The 25,992-nt window shown below is 65.2% G+C and carries 27 protein-coding genes; 16 read left to right on the forward strand and 11 right to left on the reverse strand.

Annotation, left to right across the window (positions count from 1 at the left end; translation table 11 throughout):
- Nucleotides 1-5: 5 nt before the first annotated feature.
- From SI859A1_RS13170 to SI859A1_RS13185, 4 genes are all read right to left on the reverse strand, one after another.
- Nucleotides 6-371 carry a tRNA-binding protein gene (locus tag SI859A1_RS13170; RefSeq protein ID WP_009210234.1) on the reverse strand — a complete coding sequence of 122 codons (366 nt, stop codon included), beginning with the start codon at nucleotides 369-371 and terminating at the stop codon, nucleotides 6-8.
- Nucleotides 372-374: 3 nt separating this feature from the next.
- Nucleotides 375-1,190, reverse strand: a complete 816-nt coding sequence (gene proC, locus SI859A1_RS13175; RefSeq protein WP_009210235.1) for a pyrroline-5-carboxylate reductase — start codon at nucleotides 1,188-1,190, stop codon at nucleotides 375-377.
- A 1-nt stretch (nucleotide 1,191) separates the two neighbouring features.
- Nucleotides 1,192-1,692 (reverse strand): type III secretion system chaperone family protein, encoded by a 501-nt coding sequence (locus SI859A1_RS13180; RefSeq protein WP_009210236.1) that lies wholly within the window; start codon nucleotides 1,690-1,692, stop codon nucleotides 1,192-1,194.
- Between the two features lie 279 nt (nucleotides 1,693-1,971).
- Nucleotides 1,972-2,256 carry an accessory factor UbiK family protein gene (locus SI859A1_RS13185; protein ID WP_040325804.1) on the reverse strand — a complete coding sequence of 95 codons (285 nt, stop codon included), beginning with the start codon at nucleotides 2,254-2,256 and terminating at the stop codon, nucleotides 1,972-1,974.
- A 287-nt stretch (nucleotides 2,257-2,543) separates the two neighbouring features.
- Between SI859A1_RS13185 and lgt the strand changes: the two genes are divergently transcribed.
- The 13 genes from lgt (at nucleotide 2,544) to SI859A1_RS13250 (ending at nucleotide 15,667) form a co-directional block, all read left to right on the forward strand.
- A complete protein-coding gene (gene lgt / locus SI859A1_RS13190; protein WP_009210238.1) occupies nucleotides 2,544-3,422 on the forward strand; it encodes a prolipoprotein diacylglyceryl transferase in 879 nt (292 codons plus the stop codon).
- Entirely contained in the window at nucleotides 3,419-4,561 is a 1,143-nt protein-coding gene (locus tag SI859A1_RS13195; protein WP_009210239.1) for a class I SAM-dependent methyltransferase, read from the forward strand. Before lgt ends, SI859A1_RS13195 begins: the two co-directional genes overlap by 4 nt.
- Before the next feature lie 33 nt (nucleotides 4,562-4,594).
- Nucleotides 4,595-5,395, forward strand: a complete 801-nt coding sequence (gene pgeF / locus SI859A1_RS13200; RefSeq protein ID WP_009210240.1) for a peptidoglycan editing factor PgeF — start codon at nucleotides 4,595-4,597, stop codon at nucleotides 5,393-5,395.
- A gap of 6 nt (nucleotides 5,396-5,401) precedes the next feature.
- Entirely contained in the window at nucleotides 5,402-6,550 is a 1,149-nt protein-coding gene (locus tag SI859A1_RS13205) for a M24 family metallopeptidase (RefSeq protein ID WP_009210241.1), read from the forward strand.
- A gap of 178 nt (nucleotides 6,551-6,728) precedes the next feature.
- Nucleotides 6,729-7,508, forward strand: coding sequence for a hypothetical protein (locus tag SI859A1_RS13210; RefSeq protein WP_148233843.1), 780 nt, complete (start codon nucleotides 6,729-6,731; stop codon nucleotides 7,506-7,508).
- Between the two features lie 165 nt (nucleotides 7,509-7,673).
- Complete coding sequence (locus SI859A1_RS13215; RefSeq protein ID WP_024350429.1) at nucleotides 7,674-8,606, forward strand: ribose-phosphate pyrophosphokinase; 933 nt, start codon at nucleotides 7,674-7,676, stop codon at nucleotides 8,604-8,606.
- Between the two features lie 109 nt (nucleotides 8,607-8,715).
- Nucleotides 8,716-9,264 (forward strand): hypothetical protein, encoded by a 549-nt coding sequence (locus SI859A1_RS13220; protein ID WP_009210244.1) that lies wholly within the window; start codon nucleotides 8,716-8,718, stop codon nucleotides 9,262-9,264.
- Nucleotides 9,265-9,437: 173 nt separating this feature from the next.
- Nucleotides 9,438-10,097: a 50S ribosomal protein L25/general stress protein Ctc gene (locus tag SI859A1_RS13225; RefSeq protein ID WP_009210245.1), complete on the forward strand. Its 660-nt coding sequence runs from the start codon at nucleotides 9,438-9,440 to the stop codon at nucleotides 10,095-10,097.
- Nucleotides 10,098-10,144: 47 nt separating this feature from the next.
- Nucleotides 10,145-10,879 carry an aminoacyl-tRNA hydrolase gene (gene pth / locus SI859A1_RS13230; RefSeq protein ID WP_009210246.1) on the forward strand — a complete coding sequence of 245 codons (735 nt, stop codon included), beginning with the start codon at nucleotides 10,145-10,147 and terminating at the stop codon, nucleotides 10,877-10,879.
- A 115-nt stretch (nucleotides 10,880-10,994) separates the two neighbouring features.
- A complete protein-coding gene (ychF, locus tag SI859A1_RS13235; RefSeq protein ID WP_009210247.1) occupies nucleotides 10,995-12,098 on the forward strand; it encodes a redox-regulated ATPase YchF in 1,104 nt (367 codons plus the stop codon).
- A gap of 81 nt (nucleotides 12,099-12,179) precedes the next feature.
- The gene (locus tag SI859A1_RS13240) at nucleotides 12,180-12,632 is read left to right on the forward strand and encodes a MaoC family dehydratase (RefSeq protein ID WP_009210248.1); all 453 of its coding nucleotides are present in this window, start codon (nucleotides 12,180-12,182) and stop codon (nucleotides 12,630-12,632) included.
- Nucleotides 12,629-13,099 (forward strand): MaoC family dehydratase, encoded by a 471-nt coding sequence (locus SI859A1_RS13245; protein WP_009210249.1) that lies wholly within the window; start codon nucleotides 12,629-12,631, stop codon nucleotides 13,097-13,099. Before SI859A1_RS13240 ends, SI859A1_RS13245 begins: the two co-directional genes overlap by 4 nt.
- Nucleotides 13,100-13,327: 228 nt before the next feature.
- Entirely contained in the window at nucleotides 13,328-15,667 is a 2,340-nt protein-coding gene (locus SI859A1_RS13250; protein WP_050767539.1) for a putative bifunctional diguanylate cyclase/phosphodiesterase, read from the forward strand.
- Between the two features lie 34 nt (nucleotides 15,668-15,701).
- Here the strand turns inward: SI859A1_RS13250 and SI859A1_RS13255 are convergent, their stop codons facing one another.
- From SI859A1_RS13255 to SI859A1_RS13285, 7 genes are all read right to left on the reverse strand, one after another.
- Nucleotides 15,702-16,241, reverse strand: coding sequence for an adenine phosphoribosyltransferase (locus SI859A1_RS13255; RefSeq protein WP_040325805.1), 540 nt, complete (start codon nucleotides 16,239-16,241; stop codon nucleotides 15,702-15,704).
- Between the two features lie 20 nt (nucleotides 16,242-16,261).
- Complete coding sequence (gene hmuQ, locus SI859A1_RS13260) at nucleotides 16,262-16,588, reverse strand: heme-degrading protein HmuQ (RefSeq protein WP_009210252.1); 327 nt, start codon at nucleotides 16,586-16,588, stop codon at nucleotides 16,262-16,264.
- A gap of 135 nt (nucleotides 16,589-16,723) precedes the next feature.
- Nucleotides 16,724-17,626, reverse strand: a complete 903-nt coding sequence (locus tag SI859A1_RS13265; protein ID WP_009210253.1) for a cytochrome c1 — start codon at nucleotides 17,624-17,626, stop codon at nucleotides 16,724-16,726.
- 91 nt (nucleotides 17,627-17,717) lie between these two features.
- Nucleotides 17,718-19,016, reverse strand: a complete 1,299-nt coding sequence (locus tag SI859A1_RS13270) for a cytochrome b (protein ID WP_085931398.1) — start codon at nucleotides 19,014-19,016, stop codon at nucleotides 17,718-17,720.
- Nucleotides 19,017-19,034: 18 nt separating this feature from the next.
- The gene (gene petA / locus SI859A1_RS13275; protein ID WP_040326553.1) at nucleotides 19,035-19,595 is read right to left on the reverse strand and encodes a ubiquinol-cytochrome c reductase iron-sulfur subunit; all 561 of its coding nucleotides are present in this window, start codon (nucleotides 19,593-19,595) and stop codon (nucleotides 19,035-19,037) included.
- Between the two features lie 243 nt (nucleotides 19,596-19,838).
- Complete coding sequence (locus SI859A1_RS13280) at nucleotides 19,839-21,770, reverse strand: ABC transporter ATP-binding protein (protein WP_009210256.1); 1,932 nt, start codon at nucleotides 21,768-21,770, stop codon at nucleotides 19,839-19,841.
- A complete protein-coding gene (locus SI859A1_RS13285; protein WP_040325807.1) occupies nucleotides 21,767-23,638 on the reverse strand; it encodes an ABC transporter ATP-binding protein in 1,872 nt (623 codons plus the stop codon). Before SI859A1_RS13285 ends, SI859A1_RS13280 begins: the two co-directional genes overlap by 4 nt.
- A 240-nt stretch (nucleotides 23,639-23,878) precedes the next feature.
- Here SI859A1_RS13285 and SI859A1_RS13290 point away from each other — a divergent pair, with 240 nt between their 5' ends.
- From SI859A1_RS13290 to SI859A1_RS13300, 3 genes are all read left to right on the forward strand, one after another.
- A complete protein-coding gene (locus SI859A1_RS13290) occupies nucleotides 23,879-24,379 on the forward strand; it encodes a tRNA (cytidine(34)-2'-O)-methyltransferase (protein WP_009210258.1) in 501 nt (166 codons plus the stop codon).
- Between the two features lie 130 nt (nucleotides 24,380-24,509).
- A complete protein-coding gene (locus SI859A1_RS13295) occupies nucleotides 24,510-24,689 on the forward strand; it encodes a hypothetical protein (protein ID WP_024350414.1) in 180 nt (59 codons plus the stop codon).
- Nucleotides 24,690-25,002: 313 nt separating this feature from the next.
- Nucleotides 25,003-25,968, forward strand: coding sequence for a calcium/sodium antiporter (locus SI859A1_RS13300; RefSeq protein WP_009210259.1), 966 nt, complete (start codon nucleotides 25,003-25,005; stop codon nucleotides 25,966-25,968).
- Nucleotides 25,969-25,992: the final 24 nt, after the last annotated feature.

A 25,992-nucleotide genomic window follows, 5' to 3' on the forward strand; every position in this document is an offset into this window, starting at 1 on the left:
TCGCCTCAGTAGAGGCGGCCGCCCTCGGGGACCTGTTGGCTCGGGCCAATCAGCACGACCTCGCCGTCGGCGTCCGGCACGCCGAGGGTGAGCACCTCAGACATCATCGGCCCGATCTGGCGTGGTGGGAAGTTGACCACCGCCAGCACCTGTCGGCCGACCAGCTCTCCGGGCTCGTAGTGCCGGGTGATCTGGGCCGAGGATTTCTTACGCCCGAGCGGTGCACCGAAATCGATCGTGAGCTTGATCGCCGGCTTGCGCGCTTCAGGGAACGGCGCCGCCTCGACGATCGTGCCGACACGGATGTCGATCTTCATGAAGTCGTCGAAGCCGATCTGCGCTGATGTGGTGTCGTCGTTTTGCGGGCTCAAACGCTACTCCTTCGACAAAGCTTCAGCGCGGTCGCGCGCAGCCCGTACGGCCCGTTCTATGAGCGGGGCCAACCCATCCTCGGCCATCAGCACGTCGAGAGCCGCCTGGGTGGTGCCGTTCGGCGAGGTTACGTTCTGGCGGAGCTTCGCCGGCGTCTGGTCCGAGCGGATCATCAGTTCGCCGGCGCCTGCGACCGTATGGCGAGCCAGACGCATGGCGAGATCGGCCGGCAGGCCTGCCGCCTCTCCCGCCTTCGCCAGGCATTCGGCCATGTGGAAGACGTAGGCCGGACCGCTGCCGGAGACCCCGGTCACTGCGTCGATCAGCGGCTCCGTGTCGACCCACTCCACCGGCCCGTTGGCCGACAGCAACTCGTCGGCCGTTTTGCGGCCCGCCGCATCGACGCGCTCATTGGCGAAGGCTCCGGTCACGCCGCGGCCGATAAGCGCCGGCGTGTTCGGCATGGCCCGTACCACCGGATGCTCGCCGAGCAACCCCTCGATGGAGGCAATGGTCGTACCGGCGGCGATCGAGATCACAAGGCTGTCCGATATCAGCGCGTCGCGCAAATCCGGCAGCGCCGCGCCCATCATCTGCGGCTTCACGGCCAGCAGGGCGACGTCGAAGGTCTCCTGCGGCACGGAAATGGCGTGACGCACGCCGTAGCGTTCGATCAGCGGCCGCAGCGTGTCGCCGACCTTCGGATCGACCACCAGCACCCGGGCCGGATCGAGCCCCTTGTCCAGCCAGCCCCCTAGGAGGGCCGCCCCCATGTTGCCGCCGCCAAGAAGCAGGATGCGCTGGGCCGCCGCTGCCATATCAGGCCTCGCCCTGGGTCTCGAACAGCGCGCAAGCGAGCGCTTCCTGCGCCGTCTTGTCGGCCCAGATGACGAACTGGAACGCTTGGTAGAACCGCTCGCAGCTTTCCAGAGCACTGGTCAGCATGCGCTCGGCCTGCTGGCTGGTCGGCTCCGCACCGCCGGACAAAAGCAGTGCATGGCGGAACATCACCGCATTCTCGTTCTGCCAAAGGTCGAAATGGCCGACCAGGAGCTTCTCGTTGATCGAAGCGAGGAGTTGCAGAACCTCGGCGCGGCGGTGCGCCGGAATGCGAAGATCGAACGCGCATCCCAGATGCAGCGCCTCGATATCCTCGACCCAGGAGAAGGAAACCGAATAGTCGGTCCAGACGCCGGCGACAGCGACCGCAAGCTCGTCGTCGCAGGATCGTTCGAATGCCCATTCCCGCGCAGACGCAACCCATTCGATCATGTCGACCGGGTTGGATTGGCGCAGTGTGGCAAGTTCAGTCAATTGCATGGTGAGTCCCCGTATTCGCATCGGCGGGATCACCATTTGCCGCAACGGCTCCCACCGGGAGTGAGACACCGCTTCGTGTCGAATCACCCTTATGAATCAGCATATAGACGGGGAGTCGCCGGCTTAAGGGGATTAAGGATTTATTCACCACTCGGTGGATTCGAGCGAGATGGCCGGCCGCTGGCGGCGAGTCTTAAGCGACTCTCGCCAAAGGCTTTTCGGGCGCATTGAGCAACGCCCGAAACCTGTTGATAGACTGTGGAAAACTCGGTTGGACGCTCAGTTGGCGTCGCCGGCTCCGGCCATTCGGGCTTCGAGATCAGCAAGCCGCTTCTTCAGCGCTTCGTTTTCCGTACGCGCCTTCATGGCCATGTCGCGGACCGCTTCGAACTCTTCGCGCTGCACCAGGTCCATCTGGTTCAGAAGCCGCTCGCCCTGCGCGCGGAAGACGGTCTCCATCTCGCGGCGCACGCCCTGCGCGGCACCAGCCGCATCGGTCATGACACGGGCGAACTCGTCGAGCATCCGGTTGGGGCCTTGGCGGCCGGGTCCTGTCCTGGACATGAATGGGTCTCCGTTTTGCGCCATTGCGCGGTCTCTTCAAGGTGGAGGTAGAGAGCGCCGGGGACGATGGCAATGGCGACAGGGCTGGCTTACGGCAGTGCCAGCCTGCCTGAACGCTGACCTGTTCAGATAGCAGTGCACGCGAAGGTGAAGGCTTCAGGGCCACACAGGTGGGACGGCAGCGATCTCCGGCGCCAGCCCACGCTTGACCCTGTGAAGGTCGCGGGCCAAGGTCGCGCCGCTTCTGCAAGGGCGCCAAGCGCCCGCTTTCTCCCAATGGCGGACCGATGCTCACCCTCCCCTATCTCGGTGTCCTGACCTATCCGCAGATCGATCCGATTTTTCTGGATCTCGGACTGATTCAGCTGCGCTGGTACGGCTTGTCCTATGTCGCGGGCATTCTCTGCGGCTGGCTCTATGGTCGTCATCTGGCCGGCAACACGCGGCTCTGGCCGAATGGCATCTCGCCGGTCACCAAGCTGCAGATCGACGATTTCATCCTCTACATCACGATCGGCATCGTGGTGGGAGGTCGGCTCGGCTCGGTATTCTTTTACGAATTCGAACGCTACGTCGCCGATCCGCTGGCGGTGTTCCGGGTCTGGGAAGGCGGCATGGCGTTCCACGGCGGCCTGATCGGCGTGGTGGTGGCGATCGCGGTGTTCTGTCGCGTCTACAAGGTGCCTCTCTTTAGCCTGATCGACATCGTCGCCGCCTCGGTGCCCTTCGGTCTGTTTTTCGGCCGCATTGCCAACTTCATCAACGGCGAATTGTGGGGCGCGCCCACGACGGTGCCCTGGGCGATGGTCTTTCCCGATGCCGGCCCGATGCCGCGACACCCCAGCCAGCTCTACGAAGCGCTGCTGGAAGGAATTCTGCTGTTCATCGTGCTGCGGATCGCGACGCACCACTTCAAGATGCTCGGTCGTCCGCGTTTCATCGGCGGCCTGTTCCTCTTCGGCTATGGCTGCTCGCGCATCTTCGTCGAGTTCTTCCGCATGCCGGATGTGCAGCTCGGCTACCTCTATGGCGGCTGGTTCACCATGGGCATGCTGTTGTCGGTTCCGATGCTGATCATCGGCATCTGGGCCATGGCGACGGCCAAACTCCGCGCCTACGAGCCCCAGCCGGTGGAGGACGATCAAGCGGGCGCCGCCCGTCCGTGAACGCCCTCGCCCGCAAGATTGCCGAACATGTCAGGGTCGAAGGTCCACTCGGCGTCGACCGCTACTGGAACTTCGCGCTCTACGATCGCGAGCACGGCTATTATGCGCGTCGCGATCCGTTTGGCCGAGCCGGCGATTTCGTCACCGCCCCCGAGGTGAGCCAGATGTTTGGCGAACTTCTCGGTGCCTGGGTCGCCTCGGCCTGGACGGGGCTCGGCGGACCGGACGCCTTTCTGCTGGTCGAATGCGGGCCAGGCCGCGGCACGATGATGGCCGACATGCTGCGCGCGCTACGCTCCGCCGCCCCGGACTGCATGCGGGCGGCCGATGTGCGGCTCGTCGAAACCAGCGACCGGCTGGCCGACGAGCAGATGCAGACGCTGGGACGCTTCGACCTGCCGATCCGCCGGGTGCGCCGCATTGAGGATCTGGAGCGCCGTCCGATGGTCGTCGTCGCCAACGAACTGTTCGATGCGGTTGCGGTCCGCCAGTATGTCTTCGACGGCAGCGAGTGGCGCGAACGCTGCGTGTCGACGACCGACAGCGGACGCTTCGAGTTCGTGCTGTGCGAAGCCCGCCCGCAGGTTTCCGATGCCGTCCGGGCGATGGGGCTGGTGGAGCCCAAGGCCGGCGCGGTGCTGGAAGTCTCACCGGCACGCGAACGGATCGCCGCGGGCCTGGCCGAGCGGCTGGCCACGGACGGCGGCGCAAGCCTCTTCATCGATTACGGTCATTCCCGCAGCGGTTACGGGGACACATTACAGGCGATGCACGGCCATGCCTTCGCCGACCCGCTGGACCGCCCCGGCGAGAACGACATCACCAGCCACGTCGACTTCGACAGGATTGCTGCCCCGTTCCGCGCGAGCGGGCTTTACGTATCGCCGACGGTCACGCAGAGCGACTTCCTTTTAACCCTCGGCCTTCTGGAGCGGGCTGGCGCGCTCGGTGCCGCGCGTGACGAGAAGACGCGGACGGAAATCATCGGAGCGGTGCAGCGCCTGGCGGGGACGGGCCCCGGCGATATGGGCCAGGTCTTCAAGGTTCTGTGCGCTGCCTCGCGCCCGATGAGACTGTCACCCTTCGGCCTGAACGAGGCCGGATTGCCCGACACAACCGACGGTCCCGCTGCGGATTGACTTCGCCCTGCCCCTCGACCACGATCCCGCGCCATGTCCGAAATTCGAAGCCGATCCGCGTCGCCGCTGCCTGATTCCGCCGTCGTCCGGTCGGACCGTCTGGCAGGACCAGGCATCGCCCATGCCTTTTTCACCCGCATCGGCGGGGTCTCGGAAGGGCTCTATGCCGGGCTCAATGTCGGGATCGGCTCGAACGACCGTCCCGAGCACGTTCTGGAAAACCGAACCCGCGCGCTCGCCACTCTCGCCAGCGCGGATCTCGCGACACCTTGGCAGGTTCATTCGGCGGACGCCGTGGTGGTGGATACCCCCTTCTCCGGCGACCGCCCGCGTGCCGACGGGATCGCCACGCGCCGTAAGGGCCTCGCTATCGGCGTCGTGACCGCCGATTGCGGGCCCGTCCTTTTCGCTGACGCAAAGAACGGCGTGATCGGCGCGGCCCATGCCGGCTGGCGTGGTGCGCTGAACGGCGTCCTGGAAGCGACAATCGCCGCCATGGAAGGGCTCGGCGCAAAGCGCAATTCCATCCGTGCCGTGCTGGGGCCGACGATCACGCAGCCCAATTACGAAGTCGGCTTCGATATGGCGGCGGAGTTCCTCGACGCGGAGCCTGCACGCGAGCGGTTCTTCCAACCCGGGCGCAGCGCCGACAAGCGCCAGTTCGACCTGCCCGGCTTCATCGTCGCGCAACTGCAAGCCAGCGGCGTTGAGGGCAGCTTCGTCGACCGTTGCACCTATGGCGAGCCGGACCGCTTCTTTTCCTTCCGACGCACCACGCATCGCGGCGAGCCCGATTACGGCCGCCAGCTTTCTGCCATCGCCCTCGCGGAGTAACCTCGGATGCTGCATTTCTCACGCGACGAGTTCGACGCCCGCCGCGACCGGCTGATGCTGGAAATGGGCGAGCAGAAGCTCGACGCACTGATGCTGTTCGCCCAGGAATCGATGTACTGGCTGACCGGCTACGACACCTTTGGCTTCTGTCACTTCCAGTGCCTGGTGGTGAAGGCCGATGGCGAGATGCAGCTTCTCACCCGCTCGGCCGATCTGCGGCAGGCGCGTCACACCTCGACGCTGGAATCGATCAGCATCTGGCGCGATCGGGGCAGCGCCGATCCGGTCATCGAACTGCGCGACATGCTCGACGACATGGGCCTTCTCGGTGCCCGCATCGGCGTCGAGTGGGCGACCCATGGCCTGACCGCGGCCAACGGCCAGATGGTACAGGAGCGGCTCGGCTCCTTCGCCACGCTGAAGGAGGCCTCGAACCTCGTCCCACTGCTGCGCGCGGTGAAAACCCCTGCCGAGATCGAGACCGTGCGCGAGGCTGCGCGGCTCGGCGACGAGGCGTTCGATGCCGCCCTGCCGTTGATCAGGGCGGGCGCCAACGAGGCGGACATCCTGGCGGCGCTTCAGGGAGAGGTGCTGCGCCAGGGCGGCGACTACCCGGCCAACCCGTTCATCGTCGGCTCCGGCCGCGATGCCCTGCTGTGCCGGTACAAGTCGGGCCGCCGCATCCTCGACGATCAGGATCAGCTCACGCTGGAATGGGCCGGCGTCAAATCGCAGTACCACGCCGCCTTGATGAAGACCGTGATCGTCGGCCGCCCGAGCGAGCGCCATGTCGAACTGCACACCGCCGCACGCGAGGCGCTGGATGCCGTCGAGGCGGCGATGGTTCCGGGCAGCAGCTTTGGCGATGTCTTCGATGCCCATGCGGCGGTGATGGAAGCCCATGAACTCGTCCGCCACCGTCTTAGCGCTTGCGGCTATTCGCTGGGGGCGCGCTACGCGCCGTCGTGGATGGACACGCCGATGTTCTATTCCGGCAATCCGCAGCCGATCGTGCCGGACATGACCCTCTTTGCACACATGATCATCATGGATTCCGACAGCGATACGGCGATGACCCTCGGCCGGACCTACCTGACGACGACGGGCGCGCCCGAGCCCTTGTCGCGGCTCTCCCTGGATCTGATATCGGTCTGATTCAGGCGGCCGCCGACGCCAGATTGAGGGCCCGTGCCTTGTGGCGCAGGGCTTTCGCAGAAAATCGACCGCCTTTTAACGTTATCTTGCGACTCACGGTCCACGATCCCGGTCGAACGCTGGCCGTCAGTCGCAAGGAACGAGCTCCGTGGAATCCAATCCCCGCCGCCGCGTGCCGATGATCGCCCTGACGCTCGGGATGGTCGGTCTCGGGACCAGCCTTTCCGGATGTACCGAGGCATCGATGGATTTCGGGCCCGACGGTCCGGTGCCGAGCGTCGGTATCGGATCCCTGGGCAGCGGGTCGATGAGCGCGTCCGTCCCGTCCCGGCAATTCGCCGCCGCGCCCCCACCGACTGCCTCAAGCACCATGGGTTATCCGCAGCCGGCCATGTCGCAGCAGCAGCCGATGAACCAGCAGGCCTATCCGCCGGTCCAGCAGCAGTCGGTGTCCTCCGCTCCCATCGCGCCCGTTCAGCAGCAGGCAGCGCTAGCCCCGCAGTCCTCCCAGCCTGTCGCGGCTGCCCCGACGACGTTGGCGGCTGCTCCCGCGCCGGCAGGCCCTGCCCCCGCGTCCGTCAGCGCCGGCCAGAGCGTCGGCGAAGTGCAGTTTCTGCCGCTTGTCGGCGCGCCCGAGGAAAAGGCAGTGCTTCTGGCGCGCGCCCTGTCGGAAAGCGCTGCAGCCAAGGGTGTCAGGATCCGCCCAGCGGCCGAAGCACCGTCGAGCGTCCGGCTGAAGGGCTATTTCTCGGCGTTCAACGACGGGTCCTCCACCACCCTCGTCTATGTCTGGGACGTGCTCGATGCGAGCGACCGCCGTGTCCGGCGCATTCAGGGACAGGAGAGCGTTCCCGGTGCCGCCGCGGACCCGTGGGCTGCCATCGGCCTGTCGACGCTCGCAGCCGTCGCCGACCGCACGCTGCAGGAAGCGGCGCAGGTCGCAACCGGCACCGGCTGAGCCTCCTCGATGCCCCGAACTTATCCCGCATTGCGAAAGGCGGCGGGTTGAAGTTTCGCGCGATGTTGCTATGAGCCCCTGCATCGAACCGGAGGCGACGGAATGGCCCACCGTAGCGGCATAGCCAAGCCGTCCCGACCGGTACCCGCTATCGGAAAGAACGCGATGAAACTCTTCAGCGGCAACTCCAACCGCGTCCTCGCTCAATCCATCGGACGCTATCTGGAATTGCCACTCGGGGAGGCCATGGTCCGGCGCTTCGCCGACCAGGAAGTCTTCGTGGAGATCAAGGAAAACGTCCGCGGCGAGGACGTCTTCATCGTCCAGTCGACGTCCTATCCGGCCAACGATCATCTGATGGAACTGCTCATCATGATCGACGCAATGCGCCGCGCCTCGGCCCGCCGCATCACTGCAGTACTCCCCTATTTCGGCTATGCCCGGCAGGACCGCAAGGCCGGCGGGCGCACCCCGATCTCCGCCAAGCTGGTCGCCAATCTGATCACCGAGGCAGGCGCCGACCGCGTCATGACGCTCGACCTGCATGCCGGTCAGATCCAGGGCTTCTTCGACATCCCGACCGACAATCTCTTCGCCGTGCCGCTGATCGCGCGCGACGTGAAGGAGCATCAGGATCTGTCGAACCTGATGGTCATCTCGCCCGACGTCGGCGGCGTGGTCCGCGCCCGCGCGCTCGCCAAGCGGCTCGATGCGCCACTGGCCATCGTCGACAAGCGCCGCGACCGGCCGGGCGAGTCGGAGGTCATGAACATCATCGGTGACGTCACCGGTCGCAACTGCATCCTGATCGACGACATCATCGATTCCGGCGGCACGCTGTGCAACGCGGCCGACGCGCTGGTGCAGGCCGGTGCCAACAGCGCCTCGGCCTACATCACCCATGGCGTGCTGTCGGGCGGCGCGGTCTCGCGCATCACCGCGTCCAGCCTCAAGGAACTGGTGATCACCGACTCGATCCAGCCGACCAAGGCGATCAACGAGGCTGCGAACATCCGCGTCGTCACCACCGCCAATCTTCTCGGCGAAGCGATCGCCCGCACGGCGTCCGAGGAATCGGTCTCGAGCCTGTTCGACTGAGCATTGCGGCCCGGTCCGCGCCGCTTCACGGCGTCGATAAAGTGCTTCTGGCCGGCTTTCCGTTGCGCTAGACTGTGCGTCTGGCCACACGGGCCATCGGACAGATGCCATGTTCGCGCGACTGGGCAAGTTGGGCACGCAAGGAGTTGTGACGGCCACCGTCGGTCTCGTCGCCATTCTTCTTGCGATCGGCTGGCTCACCCGCGAAACCGACGCGGACCGTCCCTATCTGACGATCGCCGGCTCGAGCTTCATCTTCAATTATCGTGAAGCCGAGGCCTTCTATGGCTTCACCGCGGTCGTGCAGCGGCCGGTGAAGAGCTATTCGCGCATCGAGGCGGTGTTCGAGGATCCTGGCGGCGGCCCGCCGATCCCGGTCAGCGCGAAGCTCACCGCCCGCACGACGCGCTACGCCCTGCGCACGCCGCCCCTGCGGGGGATCGTCAAGGGGCGGCCCTACCGCGTCGACGTGCGCCTGGTGCAGAACGGCGACGGGGCCGTGCTGTTCGAGGACAGCTTCACGGTCACCTCGCAGATGTCGGACGCGGTGATGCCGCCCGCGCCACTCACCATCGGCCCGGGCTATACCCGCAATCCCGATCTGCCGGATGGCTGGAAAGCTTCGCAGGCCGACAAGACTGACGCAGCCCGCCCTTAGGGCCGCCATTCACGGCGCTGTCTTGTCCATCCGCGCGCCTTGGGGTATAGGCACGGCGTCCGCGCAGACACCCTTGGAGGCAGCGCGGAGTTGAGCGGTCCCTCGCAGGTCCGCTCTTCGTCGTTTCAGGCACACCGTCTGACCGACCACCTCACAGCACGAAGGACAAAGCCATGAGCGAGACCTTTACGGTCAAGGCCGAGGCGCGCGAGAAGGTCGGCAAGGGGGCCGCCAGACATCTTCGCCGCAACGGTATGATCCCCGCAGTCATCTACGGCGACAAGCAGGACCCGCTGCCGATCGCCATCCCCTACAAGGAAACCTTCCTGGCGCTTCACGCCGGCGGTTTCATGACCCACGTCGCGACCATCGAGGTCAACGGCCAGAAGATTTCAGTCCTGCCGAAGGACTATCAGCTGGAGCCGGTCCGCGACTTCCTGATGCATGTCGACTTCCTGCGCGTCTCCGAGAAGACCCGCGTGACGGTCAACATTCCCGTGCATTTCGAGAACGAGGAAGCATCCCCGGGTCTCAAGCGCGGCGGTGTCATCAACGTCGTCCGCCACGAGGTCGAGGTCCATGCCCCGGCCAGCGCGATTCCGGAGTACTTCACGCTCGACCTGACCGGTCTGGAAATCGGCGACTCGATCCACGCCTCGGCACTCACCCTGCCGAAGAACGTCGAAGTGACGATCACCGACCGCGACTTCACCATCGCGACGATCGCCGCCCCGGCCGCCCTGCGGTCCGAGGATGACGAGGCCACCGAGGTCGAGGCCGATGCGGTCGAGGCCACCGAGGTCAGCGAAGACGGGTCCGGCGAGGACAAGTAAGTCCCAGCTTCGGCTCAACGCCGAACGAAACAGAAAGGAGCCGGGCGATGTTGCTGATCGCAGGATTGGGCAATCCCGGCTCCCGTTATGCCGGCAATCGCCACAATATCGGGTTCATGGCGCTCGAAGAGATCGCCCGCGACCCGGCCTTTTCCCCCTGGTCGAAGAAGTTCTCGGCGGAAATTTCCGAGGGCCAGATCGGCGGCGAGAAGGTCGTCCTGATCAAACCCCAGACCTTCATGAACGAGTCCGGCCGCTCGGTCGGCGACGCCGCGCGCTTCTTCAAGCTGGAGCCGTCGCAGATCGTCGTCATCCACGACGAGCTCGATCTGCCGCCCGGCAAGCTGCGGGTGAAGACCGGCGGCGGCAATGGCGGCCATAACGGCCTGCGCTCCATCGACGCCCATCTCGGCACGAAGGACTACCGCCGCGTGCGCATGGGCATCGGCCATCCGGGCAACAAGGACGCCGTCTCTCCTTATGTCCTCGGCGATTTCGCCAAGGTCGACCGCGAATGGCTGGAGCCGTTCATCGAAGCCGTCGCCCGCCATGTCGACAGCCTCGCCAAAGGCGAGGACGCGATGTTCATGAACAAGGTCAGCCTTTCCACGAGCTCGAACGAGCCGTCGGGCGCCAAGGGTGCGGCGAGCGCGAGCAAGCCCGCGGGCCCGCCCAAGGGGCGCAGCCACATTCGTCAGGCGCGCGGGGCGCCACCGCAAGTGAAGGTGCCCGACAAGGGCCCGATGGCCGACATGTTGAAGCGGCTCTTCGGCAAGGACTGACCGTCGCCGCCTTCCCGGGCGGCGGCAGAGTTGACCCCTCGCCGCGAAGGCTGCAAACAGCCCCCAAGATCGGCGCGATACGCGTCAGACACGACCATCTTCGAAGGACCACCCCATGGGTTTCAGATGCGGGATCGTCGGCCTGCCGAATGTCGGCAAGTCGACGCTGTTCAACGCTCTCACCAAGACTGCGGCCGCGGCCGCAGCCAATTATCCGTTTTGCACGATCGAGCCGAACACCGGCGACGTGCCGGTTCCCGATCCGCGGCTGAAGGACATCGCCGGCATCGCCAAGTCGGCGAACATCCTGCCGACGCGGATTACCTTCGTCGACATCGCCGGACTGGTGCGTGGCGCATCCAAGGGCGAAGGCCTCGGCAACCAGTTCCTTGCCAACATCCGCGAGGTGGACGCCATCGTCCACGTGCTGCGCTGCTTCGAGGATGACGACGTCGTCCATGTCGAGGGTCGCGTCGATCCCGTCGCTGATGCCGAGACGGTCGAGACCGAACTGATGCTGTCCGACCTCGAGAGCCTGGAGCGCCGCATCGTGGCGACCCGCAAGAAGGCGACCGGCAAGGACAAGGAAGCGATCCAGGCCCTCCCCGTGATGGAAGCGGCGCTGGCCAAGCTGCAGAACGGCGAACCGGTCCGCGTGCTCCTGGCCGGGATGGATGCCGAGGAGCGCAGCGAACTGAAGACGCTCAACCTCCTGACCTCCAAGCCGGTCCTCTATGTCTGCAACGTTGCCGAGGACGATGCGGCGAGCGGCAACGCGCATTCGCAAGCCGTCGCGGCGATGGCCCAGAAGCAGGGCGCCAAGAGCGTCGTCATCTCGGCCGCCATCGAGGCCGAGATCGCGCAGCTTCCCGCCGAGGAAGTCGGCGACTATCTGGAGGCGATGGGCCTGACCGAGCCCGGCCTCGACCGGCTGATCCAGGCGGGCTACTCGCTGCTCGACCTGATCACCTATTTCACGGCAGGCCCGAAGGAGACCCGCGCCTGGACGGTGCGGCGCGGCGCCAAGGCACCGCAGGCGGCCGGCGTGATCCATACCGATTTCGAGAAGGGCTTCATCCGAGCCCAGACCATCGCCTTCGACGACTTCGTCTCGCTCGGCGGCGAGGTCGCGGCCAAGGAAGCGGGCAAGGCCCGCGACGAAGGCAAGGAATACGTCGTCCAGGACGGCGACATCCTGATGTTCAAGTTCAACAACTGAGCTTGCGGGGCCGGCGCAGAGCTGCGTCGGCCCCTCGGAATCCGGCGGGGGAGGAGAGCCTTTCCGCCACTGGGAGGCCCGATGCGCACATACGAGGACTTCACGGAAGGGCTCGAGATCGATCTCGGCCCCTATCCTGTGACCCGGGACGAGGTGATCGAGTTCGGCCGCGAATTCGACCCGCAGCCTTTCCATCTTGATGAAGAGGCGGCGAAGGACACGCTCCTCGGCGGTCTGTCTGCTTCAGGCTGGCATAGCTGCGCGATGATGATGCGCATGATGGCCGACGCCTACATTCTCGACTCCTCGTCGCAGGGCTCGCCCGGTGTCGATTACGTCCGGTGGAAGCGGCCCGTCCGCCCGGGCGACGTTCTTCACGGTACCGCCCGCGTGGTGTCCCGCCGCCTGTCCTCCAAGCGTCCGACCCTTGGCATCCTCAAGATCACGACGGATCTGCGCAACCAGACCGGCGAGACGGTTCTGGAAAGCGCCTACACCCTGCTCGCTCTGACGCGGGAGGGCCTCGCCGCATGACCTTCTGGGACAGTCTGATCGTCGGCGAAGCCCGTGAGATGGGCTCGCACACCTTCCTCGCCGAAGACATCAAGCGCTTTGCGGCCAAATACGACCCGCAGGCCTTCCACCTCGACGAAGACGCCGCGAAGGCGTCCGTTCTCGGCGGCCTGTGCGCATCCGGCTGGCACACCGCCGGTGTCTGCATGCGGCTGAATGTCGAGAGCCAGGTTGCGCTTGGCCGAGCATGGGTCGCCGCCGACAACCAGCCGCCGCGCATGGGCCCCTCCCCCGGCGTGAAGAACCTTGTCTGGCCGAAGCCGGTCTATGCCGGCGATACGGTGACTTTCACCCAGACGCTGACGGGCAAGCGGGCGTCTGCCAGCCGCAAGGGCTGGGGCGTCCTCGAATTCACGACGCAAGGCGTCAATCAGCACGGCGACACCGTGTTCTCGTTCGACGGCGCTGCCTTCTGCGGAACCGACTGAGCGTCGTCGCCCGTCGCGATCCGGCACAGAGCCTCGATCATCACGCCCAACCGGGGCTACGGGCAGCAGCCTCAGCCGCTTCGTCGCGGATGTCGGAGCGTGGCTGCTACGCTCATACTTTTGACCTAAACCAATCAAAAATCTGCGATTACGCGCGCCACTTTACGTAATGTTAGATGGCAACAGACATTGATGGGTGGATCAGTTCGTCAGCGGTACCCATCCATCATGTTCGACGCATCATCCGCCAAGCCTGCCCGGGAGGAGCCTCAGGGCCACGCCGCTGATCGTCTGCGCGGCGTCCAGCTGACGAGCATCCTCAAGACCACCCCGGTCATGATGTTCGGCAACGTGATGAACGCGATCATCATTCTCGGCATGTCATCCGGCGAGGCGTTTTCTCCCTGGGCGCTGATCTGGCTCCTGGGGCTGTCCTACATCGTTCTGGTCTCGATCCGCGCCTGGTCGCGCTTCCAGCGGCGTGCACCGCTGGTGTCGGCGTCGAGCCGCGCCACCGCGCATGCTGTGCGAAGCGCTTTCATCCTCGGCGCCTGGTGGGGTCTGGCGATCCTAACCTTCTACCCCTCCTCCGATGGTGATGCGAAGAGCGTCATCGCCGTCATCGCCATGGGAATGATCTGCGGCGGCGGCTTTGCGCTGTCCGCGCTGAAGCGAGCCCTGCAGGCCTTCATCATCCCGCTGTTCGTCGGATCGGTGGTCGCACTCGGCATCTCGCAGGGGACGAACGACTATTTCCTCCTGGCTCTGCTCTTGGGCTTCACCTTCATCGTCTATCGCGCGAGTTGCGCACGCGGCGAACTGCTGCAGGAGAATCTCGAAGGCCATCAGAAGCTCGCCGAACAATCCTCGATCATCGAGCTCCTCCTGCGCGAGTTCGAGGAAGGCACGAGCGACTGGATCTGGCAGACGGGTCACGACGGACAACTGGTGCGCGGCGGCGACCGGTTCTCGCAGATCTTCGGTCGCGGGACCGACCGTCTGATACCGAACGGCGACCAGACATTCGCAGGACAAGGCCTCGATCTGTCGCCCATCGCCCAGCCGATGCTCGAACGCACCCCGTTCCGCGAAACGATCATCGAGATACCCAGTCCGCAGGGGGCGGCCTGGATCGCCATGACGGGCAAGCCGATCTTCGGCCATGATGGCGCGTTCACCGGCTATCGCGGGGTGGCGTCGGATATCACCGCGACCACGCATGCCGAGCGCCGAATCGCCTATCTCGCCCATCACGACAGCCTGACCGGCCTGGCCAACCGCAGCTGGTTTGCCGAAGAGATCGACCGCATCTGCGCGTCCCCGCCGCCGCAAGGCCCAACCTCCAGCCTGCTGTATCTCGACCTCGACAATTTCAAGCTGATCAACGATCGCAATGGTCACCTCACCGGCGACCAGCTCCTGCGGCAGGTCGCGGCCCGTCTGCTGCGTATCGTGGAGCCGGGCGACATGGTGGCGCGGATCGGCGGCGACGAGTTCGCCATCGTCGCCCACTCGGCGCCTGATACGGCCTCGGCCGACAGTCTGGCGACAGCCATTCTGGCGTGCTTCGCGACGCCCTTCAGCCTTGGCGCCGAACTGGCCAATGTGGGCTGCTCGGTCGGCATCGCCTTTCCGGGGCTCGATGGCGCCAATCCCGACGACCTCCTGCGCAACGCCGACCTGGCGCTCTACGAGGCCAAGGCAGCCGGTAAGAACACCTTCTGCTTCTTCGAAAGCGAGATGGCACAGCGCCTGCGGGACCGGCACCGCCTCGAATACGATCTGCGATGTGCCGTCGAACGCAACGAACTCGTTCTCAATTACCAGCCGATCGTCGACAGCCGCACCCGCCAGACGCTCGGGTTCGAGGCCCTTGTCCGGTGGGAGCATCCCCTGCACGGGCGCGTCCAGCCCGACCATTTCATCCCGCTCGCCGAACAGACCGGCGCGATCTGCGGGATCGGCGCCTGGGTCCTGCGCGAAGCGTGCCGCAACGCGGCCTCATGGGGCGATCATCTGACCGTGGCGGTCAATGTCTCGGTCGATCAGTTCCGGCACGGCACGATCATGACGGATGTGGAAGACGCACTCGCCAGTTCCGGCCTTGCGGCGGACCGGCTCGAACTGGAAATCACGGAGAGCCTGTTCATTGACGACCCGGAGGCGGTCGTGACGGTGCTGCATCGGCTGCGGTCGCTCGGCGTACGGATCGCGCTCGACGATTTCGGAACCGGCTATTCCAGCCTCTCCTATCTGCGCAAATTCCCGTTCGACAAGCTGAAGATCGACCGGTCCTTCGTCAACGCGATCAAGGACGATCGGATTGCCCACGGAATCCTGGAAACGATCCTGGCGCTCGGCCGCGTGCTCGATCTCAGCGTGACGGCGGAAGGCGTCGAAGATGCCGAACAGATCGACATCCTCACCCGAATGACCTGCAACCAGTTCCAAGGCTATTATTTCAGCCGCCCGATGGAAGCCGCCGATCTCGGCGCCTACCTCCTGCGCGATTTCTGCGCCACGGCCGAGACAAGCCGGGCGTCCTGCGTGGCTCTGGCGACCACCTGACTGGAAAGTCAGCCCGCCATTGCCGCCCGCGCCGTCAGTCGCCTTCGAATGCGATCAGCGTACGCACTTGCACGCCGAGCGCTTCGAGCCGCTTGCGCCCGCCCAGATCGGGCAGATCGATAACGAAGCAGGCCGCGACGATCTCCGCTCCGAGTTCCCGCAGCAGCTTGACCGCACCTTCTGCCGTGCCGCCGGTCGCAATCAGATCATCGGTGAGCAGCACGCGCTGGCCCGGACGGACCGCGTCGCGGTGCATCTCCATCTCGTCGACGCCGTATTCGAGGCTGTAGGCCACGCGGATCGTATCGTGCGGCAGCTTGCCCTTCTTCCGGATCGGCACGAAGCCGGCGGAGAGCTGGTGGGCGAGCGCACCGCCGAGGATGAAGCCCCGGGCTTCGATGCCGGCGACGAGATCGACCTGCTCGTCCCGATGACCATCGACCAGCGCATCGACGGCGCCGCGGAATGCATCCGCATCGGCCAGAAGCGTCGTGATATCGCGGAACTGGATGCCCGGCTTGGGGTAGTCCGGGATGGTCCGGATCGCCGCAGTGAGGTCGAAGCCCTTGGCCATCGAAGCGGCTTTGCTCGTGCTCACGCCCCGTCCTCTCGTCCAATGGTCTGGATCACGTCGAAGCCTTCAAACTGCGGATGCCCGTCATAGAGTGGGCGCGTACCGCCGGCCTTGCCGTGAGCGGCGCGGAACGCCTCGGATCGCGTCCAGGCTTCGAACGCACCATGATCGCGCCAGACGGTGTGCGAGGCATAGAGCGTATGGCCTTCGCTGGCCGAGCCCTTCAGCATATGGAACTCGACAAAGCCCGGCACGTCCTGCAGCCGGGATTCCCGGTTGAGCCAGAGCGCTTCGAACTCCTGTTCGGCGCCCGCCAGCACCCTGAAGCGGTTCATCGCGATATACATGCAACGCGTCTCCTTGGCTGAAGTGGATCATGCGAACGGGTCGGCAGGGCACATGCTGCCCTTGCACCGGCGCAGGAAAAAGGGGGCCGTAGCCCCCTTCGATTCCGTCATCGTTCACGTCGTCGTCGACGACGATCAGTGCGGCGTGCCCGCCCATACCCGGCGCTTCACCAGGAACAGCATCGCGGCGAAGATGATCAGGAAGACCATCACGATCAGGCCGGTTGCCTTGCGCTCCACCATGTGCGGCTCGGCGGCCCACATCATGAAGGCGGTCACGTCGCGCGAATACTGCTCGACGGTCTGGGGTGCCCCATCCGGATACTCGATCAGGTCGTCCGACAAGGGCGGCGGCATCGCCAGAGCGGGGCCCGAGAGGAAGTACGGGTTGTAGTAGGTCCCCGGCTGGATCGTGATATCGGCGGGTGCCTCTTCGCCATATCCGGTCAAGAGGGCATGGATGTAATCCGGACCGCCTTCGGCATACTGGGTGAAGATGTCGAACACGAAGGTCGGGAAACCCCGTTCGACGGCGCGCGCCTTGGCGAGCAGCGAGAAGTCTGGCGGATGGGCACCGCCATTGGCCGCGGCGGCGGCTGCCGGGTTCGGGAACGGCGCCGGGAAGTGATCCGACGGGATACCGGGCCGCTCGAACATCTCACCGGAATCATCCGGGCCGTCCTGGACGGTGTATTCGGCGGCGAAGGCCTTCACCTGGGCGTCGCTGTAGCCGAGATCGGTCAGCGTACGCATCGCCACGAGATTCATCGAGTGACAGGACGCGCAGACTTCCTTGTACACCTTCAGACCGCGCTGAAGCTGGCCGAGGTCGTAGTGGCCGAACGGGCCGGCAAAACTCCAGCTCATCTCTTCCGGCTTGCGAAGCGGGTAATGCGGCGTTTCGCCGTGCCCCCCTTCGGCTGCGGCCTCGTGTTCCGCCTCGGTCTCGGCTGCACCTTCGGCCGCCGCACCCTCGGCTGCCGTGCCAATGGCGTCGGCCTGGGCCTCGACTGCTTCCGACTGTGCGTCCTGAGCCATCGCCACCGACATCGGAGCGGTGAAGACGCCGGCCGCGAGCAGGGCTGACAATAGTCTAATCATGGAATGTTCTCTCCGAAGCCGTCCGAGCTCAGCCTTTGGTCTCTGGTGAAGCAGTCGCGCCGGCCGGCCGACCGCTGCCGCCATGCTTGGCCAGCACGGCCTCCGTGATCGAGTTCGGCAGCTTCTTCGGCTTCTCCACGAGACCGAGGATCGGCAGGATGATCAGGAAGTGCGCGAAGTAGTAGATCGTACCGATGAGGGCGAGCGTCGGGTAGATGCCCTCCGCCGGCTTCGCACCGAGCCAGCCCAGAAACACGCAATCGAAGGCGAAGACCCAGAACAGGACCCTGTAGATCGGACGATATGCCGCCGAACGCACCCGCGAGGTATCCAGCCACGGCAGGAAGAACAGGACGATGATCGATCCGAACATCACCAGCACGCCGCCGAGCTTGGAGTCGATCGGGCCGATGTTGAAGGTGATGGCACGCAGCATCGCGTAGAACGGCAGGAAGTACCATTCCGGAACGATGTGAGCCGGCGTTTTAAGCGGGTTCGCCTCGATGTAGTTGTCGGGATGGCCGAGGAAGTTCGGCAGGTAGAAGACGAAATAGGCGAAGATCGCGAGGAACACGACCATCGCGAAACCGTCCTTGACCGTGGCGTGCGGGGTGAACGGAACCGTGTCCTTCGACGACTTGACCTCGACGCCGGTCGGGTTGGTCTGGCCGGTCACATGCAGCGCCCAGACGTGCAGGATCACGACGCCGGCGATCATGAAGGGGAGCAGGTAATGCAGCGAGAAGAAGCGGTTCAGCGTGGCGTTGTCCACCGAGAAGCCGCCGAGCAGCAACTGCTGGATCGGATCGCCGATCAGCGGGAAGGCGGTGAAGAAGCCGGTGATCACCGTGGCGCCCCAGAAGGACATCTGGCCCCACGGCAGAACGTAGCCCATGAAGGCGGTCGCCATCATCAGGAGGAAGATGATCACGCCGAGGATCCAGAGCACTTCGCGCGGCTGCTTGTACGAGCCGTAATAGAGGCCGCGGAAGATGTGCAGATACACCGCGATGAAGAAGAACGAGGCGCCGGTGGCGTGCATGTAGCGCAGCAGCCAGCCCCAGTTGACATCACGCATGATCTTCTCGACCGACTCGAAGGCGATGCCCGAGGAGGCCGCGTAGTGCATGGCCAGGACGACACCGGTGAGGATCTGAGAGACCAGGAAGATCGCGAGGATGCCGCCGAAGGTGTAGGCGTAGTTCAGGTTGCGCGGCGTCGGATATGCCACGAAGGAATCGTAGACGAGACGCGGCAGCGGCAGACGGGCGTCCATCCACTGCATGACACCGCTCGACGGAACGTAGGAAGAATGACTGCTCATTATGGGTAACCTTCTCCCGGATCAGCCGATGCGGACAGTGGTGTCGGACGTGAACGTGTAGGGCGGGATGTCCATGTTCGTCGGGGCCGGCCCCTGGCGGATACGTCCTGCCGTGTCGTAGGCCGAACCGTGGCACGGGCAGAACCAGCCGTCGAAGGGCCCGGAATTGCCGAGCGGGATGCAGCCGAGATGCGTGCAGACGCCAACCATCACGAGCCAGGCTTCCTTGCCGTCTGTCGCACGGTTTTCGTCGGTCGCCGGCGCGTCACCCGACAGATTGGCGTTCCGGGCGATCGGATCCTTCAGCTCTTCGAGCGGAACCGCGCGGGCCTCTTCGATCTCGGCTTCCGTGCGCTGGCGGATGAAGATCGGCTTGCCGCGCCATTTGGCGGTGATCGACTGGCCCACCTCGACTTGGCTAACATCGACGTCGATCTCGGCGAGAGCGAGCGTCGCGGCATCGGGGTTCATCTGGTCGATGAACGGCCAGGCCAACGCCGCCGCGCCGACTGCGCCGACCGCACCAGTGGCGATGTAGAGGAAATCCCGACGGCTGGGTTCGGTGGTTTCGTTGAGGCTCACGGCGGCTGCCACTCCTTGACTGATCGTGCGCGGATCGCCCCGCTTGTTGCGGATTCGACCCCGTGCGGCAAGAGGAGACATGACGCAATATCGCCACGCTCCTGACAGGATTACGATTTCGGGCGTTTCTATGCGCGAACCTTGGCGCTTGTCCAGACTGGAAGGGCTCCAAGGTCCAAGTGTCGCTGTGCGATCACAAGCCTCAGGGCAGCCGGGTGGGTGCCGGCGGACTAGTCTTGGCCTTCATACAGCGGCGCGATCGGCCTCCTGAGGAACCGGTTCGGTCCTCGTGGCGTCGCCCGCGTAGAGGAAGCCGCCGGACTGGCGTGCCCACAGGCTGGCATACAGCCCTCCGCCCGCGACCAGCGCGGCATGAGTCCCCTGCTCCACAATCCGCCCCTCGTCGAGCACGATCAGCCGGTCCATGGCAGCCAGCGTCGACAGGCGATGGGCGATGGCGATCACGGTCTTGCCCTGCATCATGGCGGACAGATTGTCCTGAATGGCAGCCTCCACCTCCGAATCGAGCGCCGAGGTCGCCTCGTCGAGAACGAGGATCGGGGCGTCCTTCAGGAGGACGCGGGCAATCGCGATCCGCTGGCGCTGGCCACCCGAGAGCTTGATGCCCCGCTCACCCACATGGGCATCGTAGCCGCTGCGGCCCTTCGGGTCGCGCAGCCCCGGAATGAACTCCTCGGCGCTGGCGCGCTCGGCCGCCGACAGGATATCGCCATCGTCGGCGCCGGGCCGGCCATAAGCGATATTGTCGCGGATCGAGCGGTGCAGCAGCGACGTGTCCTGCGTCACCACGCCGACGGCACCGCGCAGCGAGGCCTGGGTCACCGCGGCGATGTCCTGCCCGTCGATCAGAATTCGGCCGCCCTCGAGGTCGTAGAGCCGCAGCAGCAGGTTGACGAGCGTCGTCTTGCCGGCACCGGAGCGGCCGACGAGCCCGACCTTCTCTCCGGCCCGGATCGTGAGCGACAGATCCTCGATGATCCCGCCGCCCTTGCCATAGTGGAACGTCACGTTCTCGTAGCGGATCCCGCCGCGCGTCGCCGTCAGCGGCTGGGCATCCGCCCGGTCGATGAGCGCGGGCTGTGCCGTGACGGTGGCCACGGCATCCTGGATCGTCCCGTAATTGCGTACCAGACCGTTGATATTGAACATCATCCAGCCCGACATCTGGTTGAGGCGCAGAACCAGGCCCAGTGCGATCGCAACTCCGCCGGTGGTGACGCTGCCCGCCTGCCAGCCAAGGATCGCGACGGCTCCGACCCCGGTCATCATCAGGCCGTTGAGGACGGCGACCGCGGTGCGCACGCCGGTGAGCGCCCGGGTCATGCGCCGCACCGCCTCGACGAGGTAGCTGAAGCCGTCCTTGACGAAGGCATCTTCGCGCCGGGACGAGTCGAACAGCTTCACCGAGAGGATATTGGTGAAGCTGTCGACGACGCGGCCGGAGACGACGGACCGGGCCTCGGCGGCCGCCCGGCCGTTCTCGCGGATCTTCGGCAGGAGATTGCGGATGATCCAGAGATAGCCGAGCGTCCACAGGCCCAGCACCATCGCCATACGCCAGTCGATGGCGCCGAGGATGCTGACGGTGAGGATGATGAAGGTAACGAAGGACCAGAAGGTCTGGAGGATCGTCGTGATGAAGTCGCCCGTGGCCTGCCCGACCTGCTGGACCTTCTGCGACAGCCGTCCGGCAAAGTCGTTCTGGAAGAAGGTGTAGGTCTGCTCCATCAACCGGCGATAGCTCTGCCAGCGGATTCGATTGTAGAAGCTCGGCGAGATCACCTGCTCTTCCAGCACCGAGGAGGCAAACAGCACCAGGGCGCGGCCGATCAGCGTCAGGAAGGCGAGAATCGCCACCAGCCAGAAATTCTCCGCCAGGAACGTCGCCGGCGAGGACCGCTCCATCGCGTCGATCAACCAGCCGACGCCGGTATAGAGCGCTGCTTCGATGCCCCCAGTCAGCCCGCCCGTGATCAGCAGAGCCCCGAGTGGCCATTTCGCCTGACGGGCGAAGTGCCAGATGAAGCGGTTGATCTCCGACGGCAGCGGGGCCAGATGGCCGGTGCGATTGAGCCGCGCATCCTCGCGGTCCTCGCCCTGATCCTCGAAGGGATCGAGCAGCGTCTCGAAGCGCCGGAGAAAGCGGTCCATCATTCGGCGGCCCTTATGGTCGAGGCCGCACCTGCGTCGGGGTCACCGAGCAGGAAGCCGCCCGTCTGGCGGGTCCACAATTGCGCGTACAGGCCGCCCCGGTCGAGCAGTTCGGAGTGGGTGCCCTCATCCACGATGCGGCCCTCGTCGAGAACGATCAGCCGATCGAGTGCCGCAATGGTCGAGAGACGATGGGCAACCGCAATGACGGTCTTGCCTTCCATCAGCCGGTAGAGATTGCCGGCAATCGCCGCCTCGACCTCGGAGTCCAGTGCCGAGGTGGCTTCGTCGAGAAGCAGGATCGGCGCGTCCTTCAGCATGACGCGGGCAATGGCGATGCGCTGGCGCTGGCCGCCCGAGAGCTTGACGCCTCGCTCGCCGACCTCCGCATCAAGCCCGCTGCGTCCCTCGATGTCCGGCAGTTCGGCGATAAAGTCGGCCGCCTCGGCGCGCTCGATGGCGCGCAGAAGATCGGCCTCGCCGGCGTCGGGCCGCCCGTAGAGGATGTTGTCGCGGATCGAACGGTGCAGCAGCGAGGTGTCCTGCGTGACCATGCCGATCTGGCTGCGCAGCGATTCCTGCTTCACCGTCGCGATATCCTGCCCGTCGATCAGGACGCGGCCGGATTCCACGTCGTGAAAGCGCAGGAGAAGATTGAGGATGGTGGACTTGCCCGCCCCCGAGCGCCCGACAAGGCCGACCTTCTCGCCTGGCCGAACCGTCAGCTCGAAATCCTGCAAGACGCCGTCGCCGCGGCCATAGTGGAAGGCGACGTTCTCGAAGGCGATCTCGCCGCGGTCGACGACCAGCGCGGGCGCGGTCCTGCGGTCGGTGATGGCGTGCGGGAGCGTGAAGGTGGACATGCCGTCGCGGATCGTGCCGATGTTCTCGAACAGCGCCGACACCTCCCACATGATCCATTGCGACATGCCGTTGATCCGCAGAACGAGGCCGATCGCCGCGGCGATGGCGCCGACGCTGACCAGTTCGCCGTGCCACAGCCAGATCGACAGGGCGCCGACGGCGAAGAGCAGCAGCGAGTTCAGCGCGTAGAGCGAGACGTAGAAGAGGTTCACCAGTCGCATCTGACCGTAGACCGTGCCGAGAAAGCCGCGCATGGAGCGCTGCGCGTAGTCGGCCTCGCGCCGGGTGTGGGCGAACAGCTTGACGGTCGCGACATTGGCGTAGGCGTCGACCACGCGGCCGGTCATCTCGGCCCGGGCATCCGCCTGGCTCTGCGAGACCCGGTCGAGGCGCGGGATGAAGTACCACAGGATCAGCGCGTAGATCGCGACCCAGGCGGCGAAGGGCAGAACCAGCTTCCAGTCGGCCGCGGCCACGAGGACGACGATACCGGTGAAATAGACAACCACATAGAGAAAGACGTCGATCGACTTCATCACCGTCTCGCGCACGGCGAGCGCGGTCTGCATCAGCTTGGTCGAGATCCGTCCGGCGAATTCGTCTTGATAGAAGCCCATCGAATGGCCGAGCATCCAGCGATGCACCATCCAGCGGAAACGCATAGGGAAATTGCCGGCCAGGCCCTGGAAGGTGACGAGCCCTTCGAGAAAGACGAGGCCGGGCAGCAGCACCAGCACAACCGCCGCCATCAGCGCCAGCGTCAGGCCGTTTTCGGCCATGAAGGTCTCGCGCGAGACGCCGGAGAACCAGTCGACGATCTGGCCGAGGAAACCGAACAGCGAGACCTCGACGATCGAGATCAGCGAGGTCAGGATCGCGGTTGCGACGAGCAGTGGCCAGACGGGCTTGGCGTAGAACCAGACAAAACGGAACAGGCCGCCCTGCGGCGGCGTGGTCAGATCCCGCGGCGGGAACGGCTCCACCATCCTCTCGAACAACGAGAACATCAAAAAGGCTTTCCAATCGGTGTGTCGGGCGGTTCCGGCCGCTCCGGGAACACCCGAATTGCGACGGAGCGGCGCTCCCGGATCCCGGCGACCATGCCGCCGGACATGTGACTGCAGACTGTGTCGTCGTTGCGAAGGATGGCGCGTTCGCCCCGTCAGGAGCATCGCCGACATATTCGGGATATAGGAAGCCTGGCTGCGGAATCACGGGGCCGGACAGCGCAGGCGAGCGACAGCATCGTGAAACCAGACAGCACCGACAAGTTATTTCAGGAAGGGCCGGGGATCTCGTTGGCGCTGTACCAGCCCGACATCGCCGGAAACACCGGCACGATTATGCGGCTGGGAGCCTGTCTGGGCTTGCCGGTCGAGATCATCGAACCGGCCGGCTTCGACCTGTCGGACCGGGCGCTGAAGCGTGCGGGGATGGACTACCTCGCCATGTCGCGGCTGGTTCGGCACGTCGATTTCGCCGCGTTCGATGCGGCGCGCCGCGCGGCCGGACGGCGTATCGTGCTGTTCACGACCCGCAGTTCCGAAATCTATACGGATTTCACCTATGAGCCGGGTGACGTCCTGATGTTCGGTCGCGAGAGCGCCGGCGTGACCGACGCCATCCATGCGACCGCGGACGCGAGCGTGACGATCCCGATGGAGGGTGGCGGACGGTCGATCAATCTGGCCGTGGCCGCCGGAATGGCGGCTGGTGAAGTTCTTCGACAGTTACGGTGGCAACAATAACTCAAGTCGGAATCGTCATCGTTAGCGTCCAATTAAGCAAATCCAAGCAATATGAGGAACCGACCTGCGAAAGGCACGTTGCCTGTCCAACGTTGGAACTTTGCTCTCTTCTACCTGAAAGGCCAATGAAATGAGTGAACTGGCCAGAACGCTTTCGAACAGACGGCGCCAGTCGGAGATCGCGCGTTTTCTTCAGAACACGCCAAGCTTCTCGGCGCCGACAGGACTGCCACAGTCGATCCGCGAGCAACTCGAGCGTCTGCAGGTTGCCGAAGCGAAGATGCCGCAGCCGGGCAGCAATCCACGCTGATCGCGAAGCCGCGCCGTTCCAGGCGCGGCACTGTCGCTGGTCCCTGATCAACGAAACCGGCTGGCGTCGACGATGTTCCGCAGCCTGTCATCGCCCATTACGCGCGATGGCTTCTCTCCCCCTTCCCCTCTTACAATTACCCCATTCGTCCGCGGCGCCTTGTCGCTGGCGTTCGAGATGCGGTTTATGCCGCATCCAGCGCCCGCGGCGCTTGGCGGAACTCGGATGGCTTCCCACATCGTCGGTGTCGGACAGGCAACTCGCCTGAACCATCACCGGGCTTGCTGCCTTCGAATTTCGGGTTGAGACCGCATTGCCGATCGTCTGGGATATCGCCTCCCTCGTCGCCGGTGCCATCCTGCTGTTCGGTGGCGGCGAGTTTCTGGTTCGCGGCAGCGTCGCCATCGCCACCCGCTACGGGATCTCGAAGCTGGTCGTCGGCCTGGTCATCGTGGGCTTCGGCACGTCGGCGCCGGAACTGCTGGTTTCCGTGCAGGCGGCGCTCTCCGGTTCGCCGGACATCTCGGTCGGCAACGTCGTCGGCTCCAACATCGCCAATGTCCTGCTGATCGTCGGCGCTGCGGGTCTCATCGCGCCGGTCGTCAACAGCGATCCAGCGATCCGGCGCGACCTGATCATGATGGTCGTGGCCTCGCTCATCGCCGTGGTGCTGTTCCTGACCGGCAATATCGGCCGGCTCGCAGGCGCCGGCCTCCTCGCCGTGCTCGCCGTCTACCTCTTCACCACCTATGCGCTGGAGCAAAAGCGGCGGCGGCGTGCGAAAGGCTCGGACCGCGCCGACGCGGACGGCGATGACGACGAAGAAAGCCCCGCGCTCCTGCCGGCGCTGCTCCGCGTGGTCGCCGGTATCGTGATGCTGGTGGTCGGGGCCCGGCTGATGGTCACGGGCGCGGTCGGCATCGCTCGCGACTTCGGCGTATCGGAAGCCGTGATCGGCGTGACCGTCGTCGCGATCGGAACGTCCCTGCCCGAACTGGCGACGGCGCTCATCGCCGGATGGAAGCGGCAGTCGCAAGTCGTTCTCGCCAACGTCGTCGGCTCGAACATCTTCAACATCCTGAGCATTCTCGGCGCGACCGCGGTAATCGCCCCGATCACCGTATCAGGCCGCTTCGCCATCTGGGACGGGCCGATCATGGCCGCGATCGCGGTGGCCATGCTGGTCTATCTGTTTGCATTCCGCACCATCGGACGGCCGATGGCGGCGGTCATGCTCGTCGCCTATGCCGGCTACATCGCAGTTCAGGCGGGGCTCTGAAACGCCGCAGCCCAAGACGCGCTG

This window comes from Aurantimonas manganoxydans SI85-9A1, assembly GCF_000153465.1.
GTDB lineage: Bacteria > Pseudomonadota > Alphaproteobacteria > Rhizobiales > Rhizobiaceae > Aurantimonas > Aurantimonas manganoxydans.